We start from the raw sequence: 16,361 nt of genomic DNA on the forward strand, positions 1-16,361 counted from the left end.
GAAAAATAGAAACATGAAAAAAAGAAATAGTGTCTTTATCGCCACGAGCTTAGATGGATTTATAGCTGATAAAAATGGAAAAATTGATTGGCTCAATGATATACCGAACCCAGATAAATCGGATTTAGGATTCAATAAGTTTATTACAAAAATTGATGCTATAATTATGGGACGAAAAACTTTTGAGACTGTTTGTGGGTTCGATATTGATTGGCCTTATAAAATCCCTGTATTCGTTTTAAGTAACTCTTTAAAACAAATTCTGAAAGATTATAAAGACAAAGCTTATTTGGTAAAAGGAAGCATAAAAGAAATAATTAATAAAATAAATGAGAAAGGATATTATAATTTGTATATAGATGGTGGAACAACAGTACAAAGTTTTCTAAAAGAAGATGTAATTGATGACTTAATAATTACAACCATTCCTATTATCCTTGGAGAGGGAGTTCCTCTATTTAATGTGTTAAATGATAAACTTGATTTTGAACTAATCTCTTCTGAGGTATACATTAATCAACTAGTCCAAAGTCATTATCGTAGAAAAAGAGCGTAAAAACAAAATACTAAAGATCAACGTAACCAATTATTAGTTCTTAATGCATTCGAAAAGTCTATAGGTTTTCTTTTGATTCGTTTTCTATTTACTAACTTTATCCTCTATCGATCTATACCATGTAAAAACTCGCTGTAATGCTTTAAAAAATTAATAATTGATTGAATAGCTTAAATAAAATCAAAGACCAAATAGCAATAAATTATTGCGAATTAGAAGACAATACTCTTACGGATTGGAGCACTAAATTTACCATTTCTAAATATAAAAGAGGTACGCGATTGGCTAAAATAGGGCAACATCAACATAAATTATATTACATTTTAGAAGGTTCATTAAAAGCGTATTACCTTAACGACGAAAAACGGATTATCGATTGGTTTTCATTCCAAAACGATTTTATTACCTCTAGCAGCAGTTATTTTACAGATGAACCCAGTCTTCATTATATCGAAACTATGGAAGATTGTATACTTTTAGAAACCAAAAAAGATGATGTAGAATACTTATGCCAACAGCATCATGATTTTGAGCATTTGTTTAGACTTATATTATCCAAAGTAATTGTTCAATTTAGACATAGGGTTGTTTCTCTTCAATTTAGAACAGTTACGCAACGTTACCAAAGCCTTATAAAGCAATATCCAAAAATTGAACTCATTGTACCTTTAGGTGATATTGCTTCATTTTTGGGGATCACTCAAGAAACTTTAAGCCGAATTAGAGCTACAAAGGTTAATTTGATTTAGATCAAAAAATGGCATTGTAATTACAAGTAATTTTGTCAATACTTACTAAAACAAATCCAGTATGAGAGTTGTCAAAAAAATTACAAATGGTATCCTACTTATTATAATCGGTATTATGCATACTCAGTTTGCGGTATCATCGGGAGGTTTCCAAAAACAAATATTACATTTTTCAGAATCTTACTTCTATAAAATTAGTGAAGGAATGAAAGAACTTCCTGCATCGATACAAAATACCAACTTTGAAAGCTTTGCAACATTTTGGTTTTTATACTTTGGGTTTTTCATTATTCCATTAGGTTTATTAGTGCACTTTATAGAAAAACAAAAGCAAGTTTTGCCTCATTATTTTACCATCAGTTATTTTATAATAGTATTACTTGGTTGCTATATGGTTCCTAATTCAGGGATAACTCTTTTTATGCTACCTCAGGCGATATACATGTTGGTTAGTAATTATTTAAAAGTAAAAAAAGTACAATAGTGTAAGACAATATGCATAATCTTCTATACAAAACACTTCTTTTTGATTACGAATCAAAATATATAAAGACAAAATATGATTAATCAACTCTGTATTAAACTGAAAATAGCTTATTTTTAAATACGCTAAGTATCATCACAAATTGTTGTGAGGTACCGAACTATCAACATTCCAACCTAAAAAAATCACTCCAACATGGCTTTTGAAGCTTTTTTTGACGGTCCTGATAATTACGTAAACAAATTTGATTTTTATGAACAAGGTGGTTCTCCCTCATTACTTAAAGAATTTATTGAGACTATTGAGAAACAAAAAAATGAGATCGAAGAAATCAACATATCATGGTATTTGTATAACAATAAACACCTGCATGATTATCTAAAAAAACTATCCGAAGAAGGAGTTCTGGTAAATATTGTAACTATTCCTTTAGAAGGTTATGACTCTTCTAAACCTCAATTGTTAAAAGACCTTGCTACAGGAAAACAACAAAAAGAAAAGGTCACAAAATATTCTCTGGCCAAAGAAATCTTTGGAGAAATGTATAAATCGGTAGAGTATCCAAATTTTAATCTATACTTTTTTCCTCATTTATATGTAAGAAGTAAATACATAAATAAGTTTTCGAGAGGAGCTCTACCCTATTCGTTACATGTAAAATCTGCTTATATCAAGAAAAAAACTGGGTATATACTACTCCTCAGTTCTTCAAATTTAGCCGTCAGAGATTTAGTAAAGTATGAATCCATGATTTGCATTCAGGATGAGACTAATTATGAGGATCAGTTTAAATCTTTTTATAATGACTTAATCAGTAATTCTATCAATATCAAAGATTATGATAAGTCCTATAATACTTCTTGCAATACTTTTGATTTTATTGATTATAAAAGCACACATTCTTCATTCATTATTGCACCTTTTTATCATAATTCCGCTAACATTTTGGGTGATTCATTATCTAAACAAATAGTATCAGCAAAAGAAAGAATAATTATTTGTGGACAACATTTAGCGGCATTTGACTATCAGTTTAACGCTACGCACCATTCTACAATAAAAAAAAATGAAAAGCGCCGAGGTATTTTGGGGGCTATTATTGATATGGCAAATAATGGATTGTCAGTAACTTGCTTATCACAAACATTTTCTCCAACAGCCAATGAAGAAAAAAGGTTTGAGAATATAAAATTTAGAAGACCAGCAAACACTAGTAATTTTCAACAGTTTTATGCCCAATTCGCTCTCACCAAGAATTCTGAATATTTCGTTAACGAAAACCTACATTCAAAATTTATCATTATTGATAACAAATTAATCTATTGCACATACAATTTTACGCCAACACAATTTACATACCTCGACAAAGTAAACATTCCTGAATTTAAAAAAATGCCTGAGTTAAGCTATAAAGGAATTCATTGTGAAGTAGGAATGCATATTGTTATCGAAAACAAATATATTTTGGAATTGTTTGAAAAAAATGTAGATCTAATAAAAAGTAGAAGCGAAACTATCCAAGTTAAATAACAACCAATTAAATACAAAAAACATCCCTTTATAACCAGTAGTCTCGTTTCTTAACATTTTCAGTTCTTACCAATATTTTATCACAAAACTCCATAAAACAAATCAGATAAAATTACCCAAAGATCGAATTGACTATTATGATTAAAATACATAAATTTGTCAAAAAATGACAAGTCTTATGAAAACCACATTTGGAGAATACATCCGACTTTTAAGAAACGAAAATGAATTGACGTTAACTCAGCTTGCGGCCAAACTGAACTTGGATTCTGCAAATTTGAGTAAAATCGAGAATGGAAAACGGGATTTTGATGAAAAGCGCTTGCCAAAACTTGCCAAAATATTTAAGCTCAACCTTACCGAATTGCGGAATGAGTATGTGACTGACCAAATTGGAAAACATATATACGAAACCAATTGCACAAAGCAACTTTTACAAGTTGCCGAAGAAAAAGCAGAATACCGCAGAGCACTCAATAAATCACTTCAAACACAATAAAAATATATGAATATAGTATCATTTTTTGCAGGAGCCGGCGGGTTGGATTTAGGGTTTCAAAAAGCAGGTTTTAATGTTGTTTGGGCTAATGAATATGATAAGGATATTTGGGAAACTTATGAAAAAAATCATAAAAATACTATACTAGATAAACGAAGTATTGTTGATATCAAATCTGATGAAGTCCCCGAATGTGATGGAATTATTGGAGGGCCACCTTGTCAAAGCTGGAGTGAAGCAGGTTCATTGCGTGGCATAAATGACAAGCGAGGTCAACTGTTTTTTGACTTTATCAGAATATTAGAAGCAAAACAACCAAAATTCTTTCTTGCCGAAAACGTTAGTGGAATGTTGTTAGAAAGACATAGTGAAGCGCTGAAAAACATAAAAAAAATGTTTAAAAATGCTGGGTACAAACTATCATTCAAGTTGTTAAACGCTTCGGATTTTGATGTCCCGCAAGATAGAAAAAGAGTTTTCTTTGTTGGTATTCGCAAAGACCTTGATTTTAATTTCAAATTTCCGAAACCGTTAAAAGAAAAAGTAACTCTTGGACAAAAGATAATCGATCTACAGAATACTGTTGTTCCTGCAAAAGAAGGAAACAAAGCAAATAAAGAGAATTGTAAAATACCCAATCACGAATATATGATTGGAGGGTATTCTTCTATGTTTATGTCTAGAAATAGAGTAAGAGGCTGGGATGAGCAATCGTTTACAATCCAGGCCGGTGGGAGACATGCCCCTCTTCATCCCCAAGCACCAAAAATGAAACTCGTTGAACAAAACATACGTATTTTTGTTCCCGGAAAAGAAGATTTGTATCGTAGGTTAAGTGTTCGGGAATGTGCTAGAATTCAAACTTTCCCAAATGATTTTATCTTTCATTATAATCATGTTTCGGCTGGTTACAAAATGATCGGAAATGCCGTTCCTGTTAATCTTGCAAAACATATTGCAGTAAGTATCAAAACTCAAATCGAGAATGCAGAAAAGAAATCAAAACAAGTCACCAATAAAAAGTTGTCGTTAGTAAATACACTTTCATAATTTATGGCTAGTCAAACAATTAATGGTAAGGCTTTTGAATATGCTTTGCTTATTGAGTTTTATGAATGTTTGAAAACAATTACAGACGTTTCAATTTCAAAAAACGAGCCTTATAAAACCGCAAAAGAATGTTTTGATAGCTTTAACGAATCAGAACAAGATACGTTTAGGATAACCGCAAATGCTTCTTTCAATTTTCTTATTGATATTGAGCCAAGACTAACAAATAGCATTCATAAGGACGATGTTTTGTTATTAGAATTAGCCAGTGATCAAGCCGGGCAAACCGGAGATGTGCGAGATGTTTTAATGATGCGATCCTCACAAAAATGGCAGATTGGAATTTCTGCAAAGAATAATCATCGAGCCGTAAAACATTCAAGATTATCCAATAAAATTAACTTTGGAGAAAAATGGTTAGGTATTTCTTGTTCAGATAACTACTTCAATGAAATCAATCCAATATTTGATATGCTTTCTGATTTGAAATCAAAAGACAAATCAACCAAATGGACTTCGATCAAAAATATGCACCAGGTCGTGTACTTACCGATTTTAGATGCATTTAGAAAAGAACTACTTCGTTTAAGTAGAGAACATCCTAATACTGTAGCCGAAAATCTGGTGCAGTACCTAATCGGAAACCAAGATTTTTATAAGGTCATCAAGGGTAACAAGAAAGTAGAAATTCAGGCTTATAATTTACATGGAACTTTAAACTTACCATTTGAAAAAGTAAAACCAAAAGCAAAGATCCCTAAACTGAAACTACCAACACGATTAATCGAAATTGTTTATCAAGAAAACTCGACAACAACACTCTTGGTTTCTCTAAACGAAGGCTGGCAAATATCTTTTAGAATTCATAATGCAAGTTCGAGGGTGGAGCCATCTTTAAAATTTGATATAAACTTAGTCAGTGCCCCACATACTTTATTTACAAATCACATATTTGTAAATTGATAAGTAGTTGTTAATACGCTCATTAAAAAACCAACACAAAGATTTTCTACTTAATCTTTTTGTCTTACCTATTCTAAAGATAAAGAATATCACTATTTTTATATAGTTGCATATAAAGCATCTAAAAACACCTCGGAGATGAAAAACAAACAAGACTGGCCAGAGTTGAATTTTACCCAAATGCAAGATACCATCGAAACGCTTCATCAGTGGATTCAGATAGTTGGTAAAATACGATTGAGAACCATGCCATGGCAAAATCACTCATGGCATACGGCACTATACATTAGTCCACATGGATATTCTACTAACGGGATTCCTTATCAAGGACGTGTTTTTCAAATAGATTTTGATTTTGAACAACATAAGGTATTCATTCGATGTACAGGCGAAGATGAATTAAGCATTGATCTTCAACCCATGACGGTAGCTGATTTTTATGACAAACTATTCCAAAAGCTCAATAGTATAGGTATTACTGTCAAAATTCATGGAAGCCCAAACGAAATGGATCCTGCCATTCCCTTTTCCAAAAACACAGTCAACCACTCCTATGACCCAAATGCGGCAAATGCTCTTTGGAGAGCCATGCTAAAAACCAACCTGGTCTTTCACGAGTTTAGAAGTCGATTTATCGGAAAAGCAAGTCCCGTTCATCTTTTCTGGGGTGCCTTTGATTTGGCAGTTACTCGTTTTTCGGGAAACCCTGCTCCCCTTCATCAAGGAGGTATGCCTAATATGCCATTAGATGTGATGCAGGAAGCGTATTCTCATGAAGTAAGTAGTGCAGGTTTCTGGCCCGGATCCAAAGACTCTCCTACTCCCGTTTTTTATTCGTACGTATACCCCGGTGATGCTGATTTTGGAAACCAAAAAGTCTTACCCAAAGAAGCATTTTACAGCCCCGAAATGGGGGAATTTTTCTTAAAATATGAAGATGTAGTACAATCAGACAATCCAGAAAAAACGTTACTTGCTTTTTTACAAACAACCTATGAAGCTGCTACCAGAACCTCGGATTGGGATCGAGCAAAACTGGAAAAAAATTAGAAAATGATAATATTAGCTTGGATTCTTGGTATAATCGCCTTTCTATTTATCACAATATACTTATACCATTTTGTTCCTCTTAGAGGAAAAGAAGAGGGCTTTAAATATGTATGTATTAATGAAGATGGTTCGGTTAGAGAATTGACCCGAGAAGAACGTGGATATTTAACTGAAGTATTCCATCCAACTGATGGAGCAAGACCTTATATTAAATCAAGATATAATAGTAAAATTATTGACGGTAAGATTTCTTCTGGTTTTATACTAAGAAATAGAGTGCCAAAAAAAATAGTAATTAGGGAAATCGAATCTACTAATGAAAACTGGAGAAGGTCATGGATTTACTCATTAATTGACTTGACTAATTTAGAATATCAAAAGAGAACTTGGCTTCATCCAAACAACACTAATCCTTATTACTCATTTAAAGAATTTATGTCTTCCTATTTTGATGATTTAGACTTAATCAAAGGATATGAAAAACACATCAAATCTTCATTGATTACACAAAAGGAATATGATGCAATTGGAACATGGCATAAATCTCTTGTTAAATATACTCCTCCAAATGGAAATGACTATGACAATAAAGCCATTTTGGAAGATGAGAAATGGAAAGAAATTATAAAGCTAGGTATTAATGCAAAACTATTATTAAAACCTTTACTTAATAGATATGAAAGAGGAATACTTGTTGAATCAAAATATGCTCTTAAAGTAACTATACACTAACACATCCTTCCTTAACACTTTATGTTTTGTTGTAGAAAAAATAAATGAACTACCAGGAACAACATACCAAAGGATATATTTCAAACTTTATAAAGAGCTTTTGGAAGTATGCAAATACCGAACAGGATTATGCTTACGAAATTCTACCCGATGGATTTTTTGACTTGATTTTTGAAATCTCTGATGAACAAATACGCAAAATTTCTTTAACCGGAGTATGGACAAGGCAAATTAAGATCTCGATCCCAAAAAACACCAAATTGATAGGAATACGATGTAAACTACTTGCTGCCGAATATATTTTTAAGAGATCCATTAAAGAATTGAAAAATACTGAAACCCAACTCCCGAGATCATTTTTAAATATCGAACATTTACAGTGTCACAATTTTGAAAGGTTTATATCTTCTATATCCAGGAAAATAGTTTACGATCTAAAAAACGGTAAAGAAATTGACCAGAGAAAGTTTGTTCTTTTTCAAACCCTGTATAAACTAAAAGGAGAAATCTCTGTTAGAGAACTTTCTGAAAAAGTATGTTGGAATAGCAGGCAAATCAATAGGTATTTTAATAATCAATTTGGGTTTTCACTCAAGACCTTTTGTAACATACTTAAATGTAATGCTACATTTAATCAAATTGCTAATGGACAGCTATTTCCAGAAAACGAGTATTACGATCAATCTCATTTCATAAAAGAAGTTAAGAAATATACTGGCACCACCCCAAAAGGATTATTCCAAAATAAAAACGACCGATTTTTACAATTATCGACACTTCGACAAGAGTAACTTTGTGTTTATCAATAGTAATCATAAACACGATGAAAGTAAACAAGTTAACACCAAATCTTGAGGTAACAGATATTAAAGAAACTGTAGAATTTTATCAAACAATTTTAGGCTTTTCGCTTATAATGGCAGTTTCGGAAGCACAAAACGAAATAGAACAAACGTTGAATAGCGAAAAACAATATGTATACGCATTAGTACGTAAAGACGATGTAGAGCTAATGTTTCAAAGGACCGATAGTTTTAAACAGGACGTAACTCTTTCAAAACACCCTTCGATAGGAGCAAGCGTTTCTTTTTATATGGAAATTGATGGAATTGATAATTTTTATAAGCAACTCCAAGACAAAGACATAAAACCTACCGAACTGAAAACTGCCTGGTACGGAATGCGCGAGTTTTATATCAAAGATAGTAATGGCTACATTTTGGGCTTTGCAGAAAAAACAGCATAAATCACTTCGTAACGCTATTTATTCTTTGAATTTACAGCAAAAGAAAATCAACCAGTTATATGTGTTATACCCTTTGACCTAATGGTATTGATTAGCCCGAAAAGTATAGGTACTACCCCTTCCCTATAAGGGGTATCCTATTATGGTCAGGGTTCTTTTTGATCCCGAGGTGGTTCGAGCTGATAGATTGCCGTTTCGCGCTGATAGTTTATCGTTTCGAGTTGATAATTCGACGAATATTTTTGATACAATCACGCTTCGAGCTGATACTTTATCGAATATTTTTGATAGGTTCACGCTTCATTTTGATAATTTATCAACTCGAAGAACCATTTTATCAACTCGAACTACCTATGCAGGTGGTTCGAATTACCTCGGGATCAACTCGAAGCGTGATTGTATCAGCTCGAACTACCTAAACAGGTGGCTAGAACCTTGATTGTATCAACTCGAACCACCTCGGGATCAATTCTAAGGACCATTTTATCTGCTCGAGTCATCCTGACTCCCCTATCTTGGTGTTCTAAATGGGTAGTGCTTATCGTGACTGTTCAGCAACCTCTATCTTGTATAGCATTCTTTAGCGTCTGATTTTTGACATATGTACCATAGTCTATCAATTATTAATCAAATAGTTATTGTATTTTTGGTTAGGCATAATGCTGGTAGAAATACCAAAAAAACCAGGGAATATTTTGCCTTGATAAAACATGTATAATAAAACGTTGCCAGTACTAAAAATTATGCAAGAAATTTCATTCATAGAACTATTAGGTTATTCTATAGAAAGTAACAGAATAAAATCATTCATTGAGGAATATAAATTAAATGAAGAAATTAGAATTCAAAAAAATACAGACGGATATATTTATGAAGCAGATACCTGGAAAGAAGGAGATATAATATCATTGACTTTTATAGGCAATAAAATGTATTCACAAAATTATGGAACTCCTATTGATGTTTCTGATAATTCTAGTGACGAATTAATTGTAAGTCAAATTACCGTTGACAATAATTTTTCAAAAAACAAAGAAAAATCACCAATCGACTTGCCTTTTTCTCTTGAATTGGGTGACTACAAAGATTTGATTTTTGAAAAACTTAAAAAGAAACCTTATGATAGAAGTAAATCTACATACGGATATGCCTGGTGGTATCAATATGAAGACTTCAGAATTCTAACCGCTTTAAATGATAAATATGAATTAATCTGGTTAAGAGTTATGAAATTGGATAAATATGAAATTGAAAAAGATAAGCTCAAGAAAAAATTAAGGAAACAAAATAAGAATATCAAAGCAGAAAACATTAATTACATAACAGGCTTCAAAAATAAACTCCCTACAATTGAATGGAAAAGACGAAAATCTGAAGGCGATGGTATTTTTACTGATGAATCAATTGAAATAATTGAAAAACTGTTAATCGATTATATAGCCCAAATTATTACTTTAACAAAAAAAAGAAATGCCACGACCATCTATAACTCAGTAAAAAAAATCACTAAAAATATCAATAGAGTTAATCATAGACTGAACGTTATAGATACATTAGAAAGAGAAGAACTTTGTAATTTTATAAATAAAATCGTTAGAAAAACCGGTCTAAACATTGATTCTGAAATTGATTTGACAGAAGAATGGAGAGAATGGTAAAACAATTGCTAACGCCAGATATAAGTAATATATAGTCTGGGTAAAAAACAAAAGATTGGTGAGTAAAAACCGCTACCATGCACAATATTATACCTTAGCTTTCATTAGAATAACAAATGACCTTACCAAAGAATAAAAATATTAGAAAAATAACCGTAAATAATATTCAATACTACTGGAGTATCAAGTATGATGAAGATTATGGATTAGTTTTTTGTACTATTGGATTAGTAGACAAACCCAATTTTAGATTTAGTTTCTCACGGGGAGTTGATAATTCTCATGTTCGTTATATACAAAATGGAATTGAAGAAAAAGATGAAATAGAAGCTATTACTCCAAAATTGGTTGCGAATGCAATAGTATTTGCTAATAAGAATTTAGACTGGAAAAATAACAGCCTCAGTCGAATTATTTCGGATTCGGAAGGGTTTAAGATTGAATCATAATGACAAAACAACAATATGTAATATGTTTTAAAACACATTTTACGTTATACTGTTATAAGTAGTTTAGGAATGATAACAGATATTGGAATATTGACAAAATATAATCTCTGGGCTAATCAAAGAATTGTAGATTGGTTACTGAGTAATGAAGAGAACAAACTAGATGAATCTTGCAACTCTAGCTTTCCAACTATACGATTGACAATTAATCATATTTTGGAAGCTCAAATTTTATATCTATCGATATTGAAACAAATTCCTTTTAGTAAAAACTATGATAGTACTGCTATCAAAACGATTAAAATATTAATTGAACAATCACAAGAATTTTCTGATTATTCTTCTCAACTTGAGATGAAAGAATTGAATGATTTTCGAAGTGTTGGATTTAAATTCCTTTCGGGAACTTTTACACAAGCTCAATTAATTCAACATTGTATGAACCACAGCACCTATCATAGAGGGCAGATCATAACTATGGGGCATCAATTGGAATTAACTAAAGCTCCATCAACCGATTTGCTTTTTTACTTTAACAAAGTAGAAAAAACGAATCACATAGCTAAGACGAGTAAAAGTAACTCATGAATAAATTATCTGACAAAATAATTGAAGAATTCTCCCCAATCATAGAACTAAAGAAGTTTCAAAAAAGGTAAAATTTTGTATAAATCATGTTAGGAAAATTAACTACTATAATAGAAAATAACCCAAAAAAAATTTTCATCTTTGATGGTCTTGGAGCACTATTTACAGCCTTCTCGCTTGGGATAGTTTTGGTAAACCTAGAGCGTTTTTTTGGCATACCCAAAACAACTTTACATACACTTTCTATACTTCCATTACTGTATATGGTATATGATCTTTTTTGTTATTTTCAAGTAAACAAACATATAGGGTTTTGGCTGAGAGGAATTGCCATATTGAATTTGATGTATTGTCTTATATCAATTGGATTTGCACTAAATGATAGTCAGTACATAAAAATTTCGGGATGGATATATATTACCATTGAAATCATCGTTATAGTAGCCATCGCAGTTTATGAATTAAAACTTGCCAATAAACTTATAAAGAAAACCTTTTGAATAATATAAAGCCAGCTACTTGCTATATATCATACTCAAAACCAATGCAAAGTAAAATCAATACGAAATCCTCTACATTTGTAAAAAACATAGTGGATATATGCGTACTAGTGCGCGTACCCTATTACTATAAACAATAAGGCATATCGAATATATAATCCACATATACCTTTTCTTTCGATTTTGGACAGCAATGATTTATAATAAGAATTCATTACCAAAGGAAACTATAGTTTCAAATCCTAAAATGGAGATTGAAGGTATGTCTTGGGCAGTTTTCTGGGAGGATGAAGGTCTACCAACTCCGTCACTTAATTTGACTCGCGCCTTTGTATATGTAATTCATTATAGGACTTTTTTGATCGTTGGAAACAAAAATGAAACAGGAAATTACGGACCAAAATACTTTAACAAACTAATGTTCAAACTAGCTAAAGTTTACTTTCCAGACTGGATTGGTTTTAATAAGGGAAGGTGTTCATATAACCCTGAATTAGGAAATAGAGTTCTAAGGATTCAGAAAGTAGCTGAATGGAAATTGAATAAAATGTTTGATAATGAATGAAATATAAAAAGTTCATAACACTATGTAAAAATGGATTAAAACGTAGCTTAGCCAAAACGTTATAGCCTATATGAAATATAATCTCAATGAATATGATTTTGAAGAATTAGGTGCATTGATGGATGGCGGCTCTATAACTCTATATTTTAAGAATAATGAAAATAAAGAACTAATAATCGACCTCCAACAATTCGTAATTACTGAGTATTATGAGGAAATATCTAAAATTCCAGGCAGAGTTTATTTGAATAATGAAATCGTTGAAAAAAGATCATCAACGGAGACAGAAATTATAAATTTTTTACGATGCAATATTTTACATAAACTGTATGGATTGGAAAAAGAGATCTTGATTGAAAAAATTCGTTGGATTGAATCAAAAGATTATATAGATTTTAGTCCTATAAAAAACAAGCTATCTGAATCTCGTAAAAAAGAATTAGAAATAAAAACAGGTAAGAATTAAAGGCTATAACAACACCTAAGCTGTATTAAACCCAGATTTAGCCAAACGTTATGCAACCTATAAACGAAATGAGAATTTTAATTTGCTTACTACTAACTCTAACAATTAATCTGTCTTTTTCTCAAAAAAAATTGAACTATGTAGATATTCGAACTGAATTAGAAAACTCATCTAGATCTTTACACCTATTAGTGTTTTTACCAAATTCTGATTTTTATATTGGTACAACTATGGAGTCACCAGTCGAAAATCCTGAATTAAACCCGTGTATTGACATCAAATCCAATAACTATAAGAATGCAACTATTATTGGGATTTTGACTAAACATGGTTTACTAGACAGGTTATTCATAGAAATTAACAACAAATTTGTTGATTTAGATTCTGAACAAGTCTTTAAACCAAAAGAGACTGAATTGTATTTAGAATTGTTTTTTAAAACAAGAGATTTTGGATTTATAAATTGCTTTATCCCTATTTTGGACAAAACTAAGGCAAAGAAGTTCGTTAATGATTTATCTGAAATATTGGACAGTGAATATTGTTTTGAGAAATTGAAAAGAAAAATATAAAACGTTGTACTACAACCATAACATAACCGTTGCACGAGTCCCTAAAAAATTATGAGGTAATCAATAATCTTATTTTGATAATACACAAAAAAAACTCCAATGATGGTACGTAACATTGGAGTCCTTATTAAAATCTGAGTTTTACTGTCTACCTCATACACCATTCGAGGACGGCTTTGGCACTATGGGCTTTATTCTCTGCCTGTTCAAAAACAATACTTTTATTACCATCGATTACCGAAGCTTCAACTTCATCTCCTCTATGTGCCGGTAAATCATGCATAAAAATAGCATTAGGATATTTTGACATTAATTGATCTGTTACAGCAAAGGGTTGAAATATTTCTCTCCAATTGGCATCGGTCTTGGCGGTTCCGGTAGTCTGCCATCGTGTTGTATACATAACATCAGCATCAGAAGGTAAAAACTTTAGGTCATGAAATTCATTGATGATCGTATTGTTTCCTTCACCTTCATTTTTTGCGTATTGTAAAATCTGTGGATCTATATGGTAATTTGGAGGCGTAAAAAAGCTTATTCTTATATTCGAAAACTTAGCCAAAGCTAATGCTAATGCTGTTGCAGTATTATTTCCTTCTCCCATATAGACAATATTGAGCCCTGATAATTCTCCAAAGTGTTGTTTCATCGTAGTAAGGTCTGCCAATGCTTGCGTAGGGTGTTCATCTTGCGTCATTGCATTTACTACAGACATTCTTTTTTGATTTGCAAAAGCTCTAAGCACTTCGGGACTTCCTGCCGTTCTTACTACCAAACCATCAAGCATCCTGGACAGTACTTGCATGGTATCACTCATACTTTCGCCTGTATTTATTTGTAAATCGTTAGGTCCATAGGCAATAATCTGTGCTCCCAATCTAAGGGCCGCAGTAGAAAATGAAGTCCTTGTTCTTGTAGATGTTTTTGTAAAATAAATCCCAATTATTTTACCTGCTAGCTGCTGCCCTAGTTCTACCGCTCCATTTGCATATTCAATACCTCTATTAATAATATCAAGTGTTTCTTGTTCTGATAAATCTCTCAATGAGATAATATGTTTTCTTTTTTTAACTATTGTAAGACTCATTTTATACTTAGTTTTATGTTATTTTCTTATTCTGTATACTGCTATACTCTAATCAAAGAGATACTTCTTCTTCTTTATGTGCCACTTTTTTCGGGCTTGTAGCTTCTCTTATAAGTGCTTTGGCCAATACTTCTGTTGAGTCTACCAATACTATATTAGTGTCCCAGATCATATGATCTTTTAACATCGACAACTCTGTACACCCAAGAAGAATAACGCTTACATCTCTTTCTTTAAAATACGTTAGTATGGCATCAAAAAGTGTTATTGCTTTACTGGTCAAGTTTTTGGTATTTGCCTTTAAACCAAATTCGGGATCATATATTAGTTTATGCACACTCTCATTTTGAAATTCGTAGTTGGGTATAATTGGTGTGAGTCCAGAATTACTTAGATAAGATTCATAAACCCCAGAGCGGTATGTTCCATTGGTAGTTAATACTCCAATTTTAGTTTGTCTTTTGTAGTTTAATTGTAAGTACCTGCTTACTTCTAAAGGCATATTTAACAATTTGACATTATTATTAAAATACCCAAACTCTTGACTAATAATATTAAATATCTGAGGTGTGTGTGAGGTATTACAAGGAATACCAATCACCTGCGCCCCGGCTAATGTTAGTTTTTTTAAAACTTCAATGATTTCATAAGCAGGGTTCTCTTGTACTTTTCCTTCAAGAAATGCCGTTCTATCATTAATTTTTTCAGGAAATGATATATGAACAACTGGTAAATGCTCTTGATCGATTTGTGCATTGGTATGCTCCAGGATATAGTCAAATAGCATTGCACCTGCTTTTGGTCCCATTCCTCCAGCAATGCCAATTATTTTTATAGTATCATTCATTATAATATATTCTTTATTTCTAAAAAAAGAAAACCTGAAAAATTCACCTTGTTTTTAATACCTGTTATGATAAAGTAGTATTAATAATGTCAACAATAGTATCCTTCTGATCTTGTAAGAAGAAATGCCCTCCTTTGATATAATAGATTGAGCATTTTTTATCGGTGTGTAATTTCCACCCATTCACTTGATCAGGAGAAATATCTTCATTTTTTCCTATCAAAACGGATATATTAGATTTTAAAGGAGTAATATTTGGTCTATCGACAATAGTTTCTGCAATACTAAAATCACTCCTTAATAAAGGGATAAATAGTTCTCTAAGCTCTGGATAAGCAAAAAACTCAGGTGGTGTTCCTCCTAATGCTAAGATTTCTTCTTCAAATTCTGAAGGGCTCATCGAAGAATATTTTCTTCTTGTTCGAGCAGTATGAGGAGCATTTCTCCCTGAGAAAAAAGCATGTATAGGAGGTTTTAATCCTAATAAAGCTACTTTTTGGAGAAATTCATAGGTTAATAATGCTCCCATGCTGTGCCCATAAAAAGCATAATCGTATTCTAAAATATCATCTTTTATGAGATCATAAATGTTTTCTACCGCTTCATTCAGGTTTGTATAAAAACTATCAGAGATTCTTCTTCCTCTTCCCGCTAGTTCAACTGGGCATAGTTCTATATTTTTTGCTAATCTCGGTTTCCATTTGGTATATATACTTGCCGAGCCTCCTGCATAAGGCAAGCAAAAAAGCTTAATCTTTTTTGTCATAGTA

Annotated in this window: 21 protein-coding genes; 18 read left to right on the forward strand and 3 right to left on the reverse strand. The window is 31.8% G+C overall.

Going from position 1 to position 16,361, the window contains the following annotated elements; translation table 11 throughout:
- Positions 1 to 13: 13 nt before the first annotated feature.
- The 18 genes from C1X07_RS15130 (at position 14) to C1X07_RS15215 (ending at position 13,657) form a co-directional block, all read left to right on the forward strand.
- Entirely contained in the window at positions 14 to 556 is a 543-nt protein-coding gene (locus tag C1X07_RS15130) for a dihydrofolate reductase family protein (RefSeq protein WP_103070871.1), read from the forward strand.
- Between the two features lie 161 nt (positions 557 to 717).
- Positions 718 to 1,305 (forward strand): Crp/Fnr family transcriptional regulator, encoded by a 588-nt coding sequence (locus C1X07_RS15135; RefSeq protein WP_103070872.1) that lies wholly within the window; start codon positions 718 to 720, stop codon positions 1,303 to 1,305.
- Positions 1,306 to 1,366: 61 nt separating this feature from the next.
- Positions 1,367 to 1,789 carry a DUF6463 family protein gene (locus C1X07_RS15140; protein WP_103070873.1) on the forward strand — a complete coding sequence of 141 codons (423 nt, stop codon included), beginning with the start codon at positions 1,367 to 1,369 and terminating at the stop codon, positions 1,787 to 1,789.
- Between the two features lie 195 nt (positions 1,790 to 1,984).
- Positions 1,985 to 3,319: a hypothetical protein gene (locus tag C1X07_RS15145; RefSeq protein ID WP_103070874.1), complete on the forward strand. Its 1,335-nt coding sequence runs from the start codon at positions 1,985 to 1,987 to the stop codon at positions 3,317 to 3,319.
- Between the two features lie 166 nt (positions 3,320 to 3,485).
- Entirely contained in the window at positions 3,486 to 3,818 is a 333-nt protein-coding gene (locus C1X07_RS15150; protein ID WP_103070875.1) for a helix-turn-helix domain-containing protein, read from the forward strand.
- Between the two features lie 6 nt (positions 3,819 to 3,824).
- Positions 3,825 to 4,868 (forward strand): DNA cytosine methyltransferase, encoded by a 1,044-nt coding sequence (locus C1X07_RS15155; RefSeq protein WP_103070876.1) that lies wholly within the window; start codon positions 3,825 to 3,827, stop codon positions 4,866 to 4,868.
- A gap of 3 nt (positions 4,869 to 4,871) precedes the next feature.
- Complete coding sequence (locus tag C1X07_RS15160) at positions 4,872 to 5,831, forward strand: HaeIII family restriction endonuclease (RefSeq protein ID WP_103070877.1); 960 nt, start codon at positions 4,872 to 4,874, stop codon at positions 5,829 to 5,831.
- A gap of 138 nt (positions 5,832 to 5,969) precedes the next feature.
- Positions 5,970 to 6,881, forward strand: coding sequence for a DUF5996 family protein (locus tag C1X07_RS15165; RefSeq protein ID WP_103070878.1), 912 nt, complete (start codon positions 5,970 to 5,972; stop codon positions 6,879 to 6,881).
- A 3-nt stretch (positions 6,882 to 6,884) separates the two neighbouring features.
- Positions 6,885 to 7,613: a hypothetical protein gene (locus C1X07_RS15170; RefSeq protein ID WP_103070879.1), complete on the forward strand. Its 729-nt coding sequence runs from the start codon at positions 6,885 to 6,887 to the stop codon at positions 7,611 to 7,613.
- Positions 7,614 to 7,657: 44 nt separating this feature from the next.
- Positions 7,658 to 8,404, forward strand: coding sequence for a helix-turn-helix domain-containing protein (locus tag C1X07_RS15175; protein ID WP_103070880.1), 747 nt, complete (start codon positions 7,658 to 7,660; stop codon positions 8,402 to 8,404).
- Positions 8,405 to 8,436: 32 nt separating this feature from the next.
- Positions 8,437 to 8,859, forward strand: coding sequence for a VOC family protein (locus C1X07_RS15180; RefSeq protein ID WP_103070881.1), 423 nt, complete (start codon positions 8,437 to 8,439; stop codon positions 8,857 to 8,859).
- Between the two features lie 743 nt (positions 8,860 to 9,602).
- A complete protein-coding gene (locus C1X07_RS15185; protein WP_206604246.1) occupies positions 9,603 to 10,517 on the forward strand; it encodes a hypothetical protein in 915 nt (304 codons plus the stop codon).
- 116 nt (positions 10,518 to 10,633) lie between these two features.
- Complete coding sequence (locus C1X07_RS15190; RefSeq protein WP_103070883.1) at positions 10,634 to 10,966, forward strand: hypothetical protein; 333 nt, start codon at positions 10,634 to 10,636, stop codon at positions 10,964 to 10,966.
- Positions 10,967 to 11,035: 69 nt separating this feature from the next.
- The gene (locus C1X07_RS15195; RefSeq protein ID WP_103070884.1) at positions 11,036 to 11,554 is read left to right on the forward strand and encodes a DinB family protein; all 519 of its coding nucleotides are present in this window, start codon (positions 11,036 to 11,038) and stop codon (positions 11,552 to 11,554) included.
- 86 nt (positions 11,555 to 11,640) lie between these two features.
- Entirely contained in the window at positions 11,641 to 12,054 is a 414-nt protein-coding gene (locus C1X07_RS15200) for a hypothetical protein (protein ID WP_103070885.1), read from the forward strand.
- 247 nt (positions 12,055 to 12,301) lie between these two features.
- Complete coding sequence (locus tag C1X07_RS15205; RefSeq protein WP_128755290.1) at positions 12,302 to 12,619, forward strand: hypothetical protein; 318 nt, start codon at positions 12,302 to 12,304, stop codon at positions 12,617 to 12,619.
- 70 nt (positions 12,620 to 12,689) lie between these two features.
- Positions 12,690 to 13,085 (forward strand): hypothetical protein, encoded by a 396-nt coding sequence (locus tag C1X07_RS15210; RefSeq protein ID WP_103070887.1) that lies wholly within the window; start codon positions 12,690 to 12,692, stop codon positions 13,083 to 13,085.
- Positions 13,086 to 13,153: 68 nt separating this feature from the next.
- Positions 13,154 to 13,657: a hypothetical protein gene (locus tag C1X07_RS15215; RefSeq protein ID WP_128755291.1), complete on the forward strand. Its 504-nt coding sequence runs from the start codon at positions 13,154 to 13,156 to the stop codon at positions 13,655 to 13,657.
- Between the two features lie 148 nt (positions 13,658 to 13,805).
- Here the strand turns inward: C1X07_RS15215 and C1X07_RS15220 are convergent, their stop codons facing one another.
- From C1X07_RS15220 to C1X07_RS15230, 3 genes are all read right to left on the reverse strand, one after another.
- Positions 13,806 to 14,744, reverse strand: a complete 939-nt coding sequence (locus tag C1X07_RS15220; RefSeq protein WP_103070889.1) for an ornithine carbamoyltransferase — start codon at positions 14,742 to 14,744, stop codon at positions 13,806 to 13,808.
- A 52-nt stretch (positions 14,745 to 14,796) separates the two neighbouring features.
- Positions 14,797 to 15,591 (reverse strand): aspartate/glutamate racemase family protein, encoded by a 795-nt coding sequence (locus C1X07_RS15225; RefSeq protein ID WP_103070890.1) that lies wholly within the window; start codon positions 15,589 to 15,591, stop codon positions 14,797 to 14,799.
- Between the two features lie 64 nt (positions 15,592 to 15,655).
- Complete coding sequence (locus C1X07_RS15230) at positions 15,656 to 16,357, reverse strand: thioesterase II family protein (protein WP_103070891.1); 702 nt, start codon at positions 16,355 to 16,357, stop codon at positions 15,656 to 15,658.
- Between the last annotated feature and the right edge of the window lie 4 nt (positions 16,358 to 16,361).

This window comes from Aquimarina sediminis (assembly GCF_002895435.1).
GTDB classification, from domain to species: Bacteria; Bacteroidota; Bacteroidia; order Flavobacteriales; family Flavobacteriaceae; genus Aquimarina; species Aquimarina sediminis.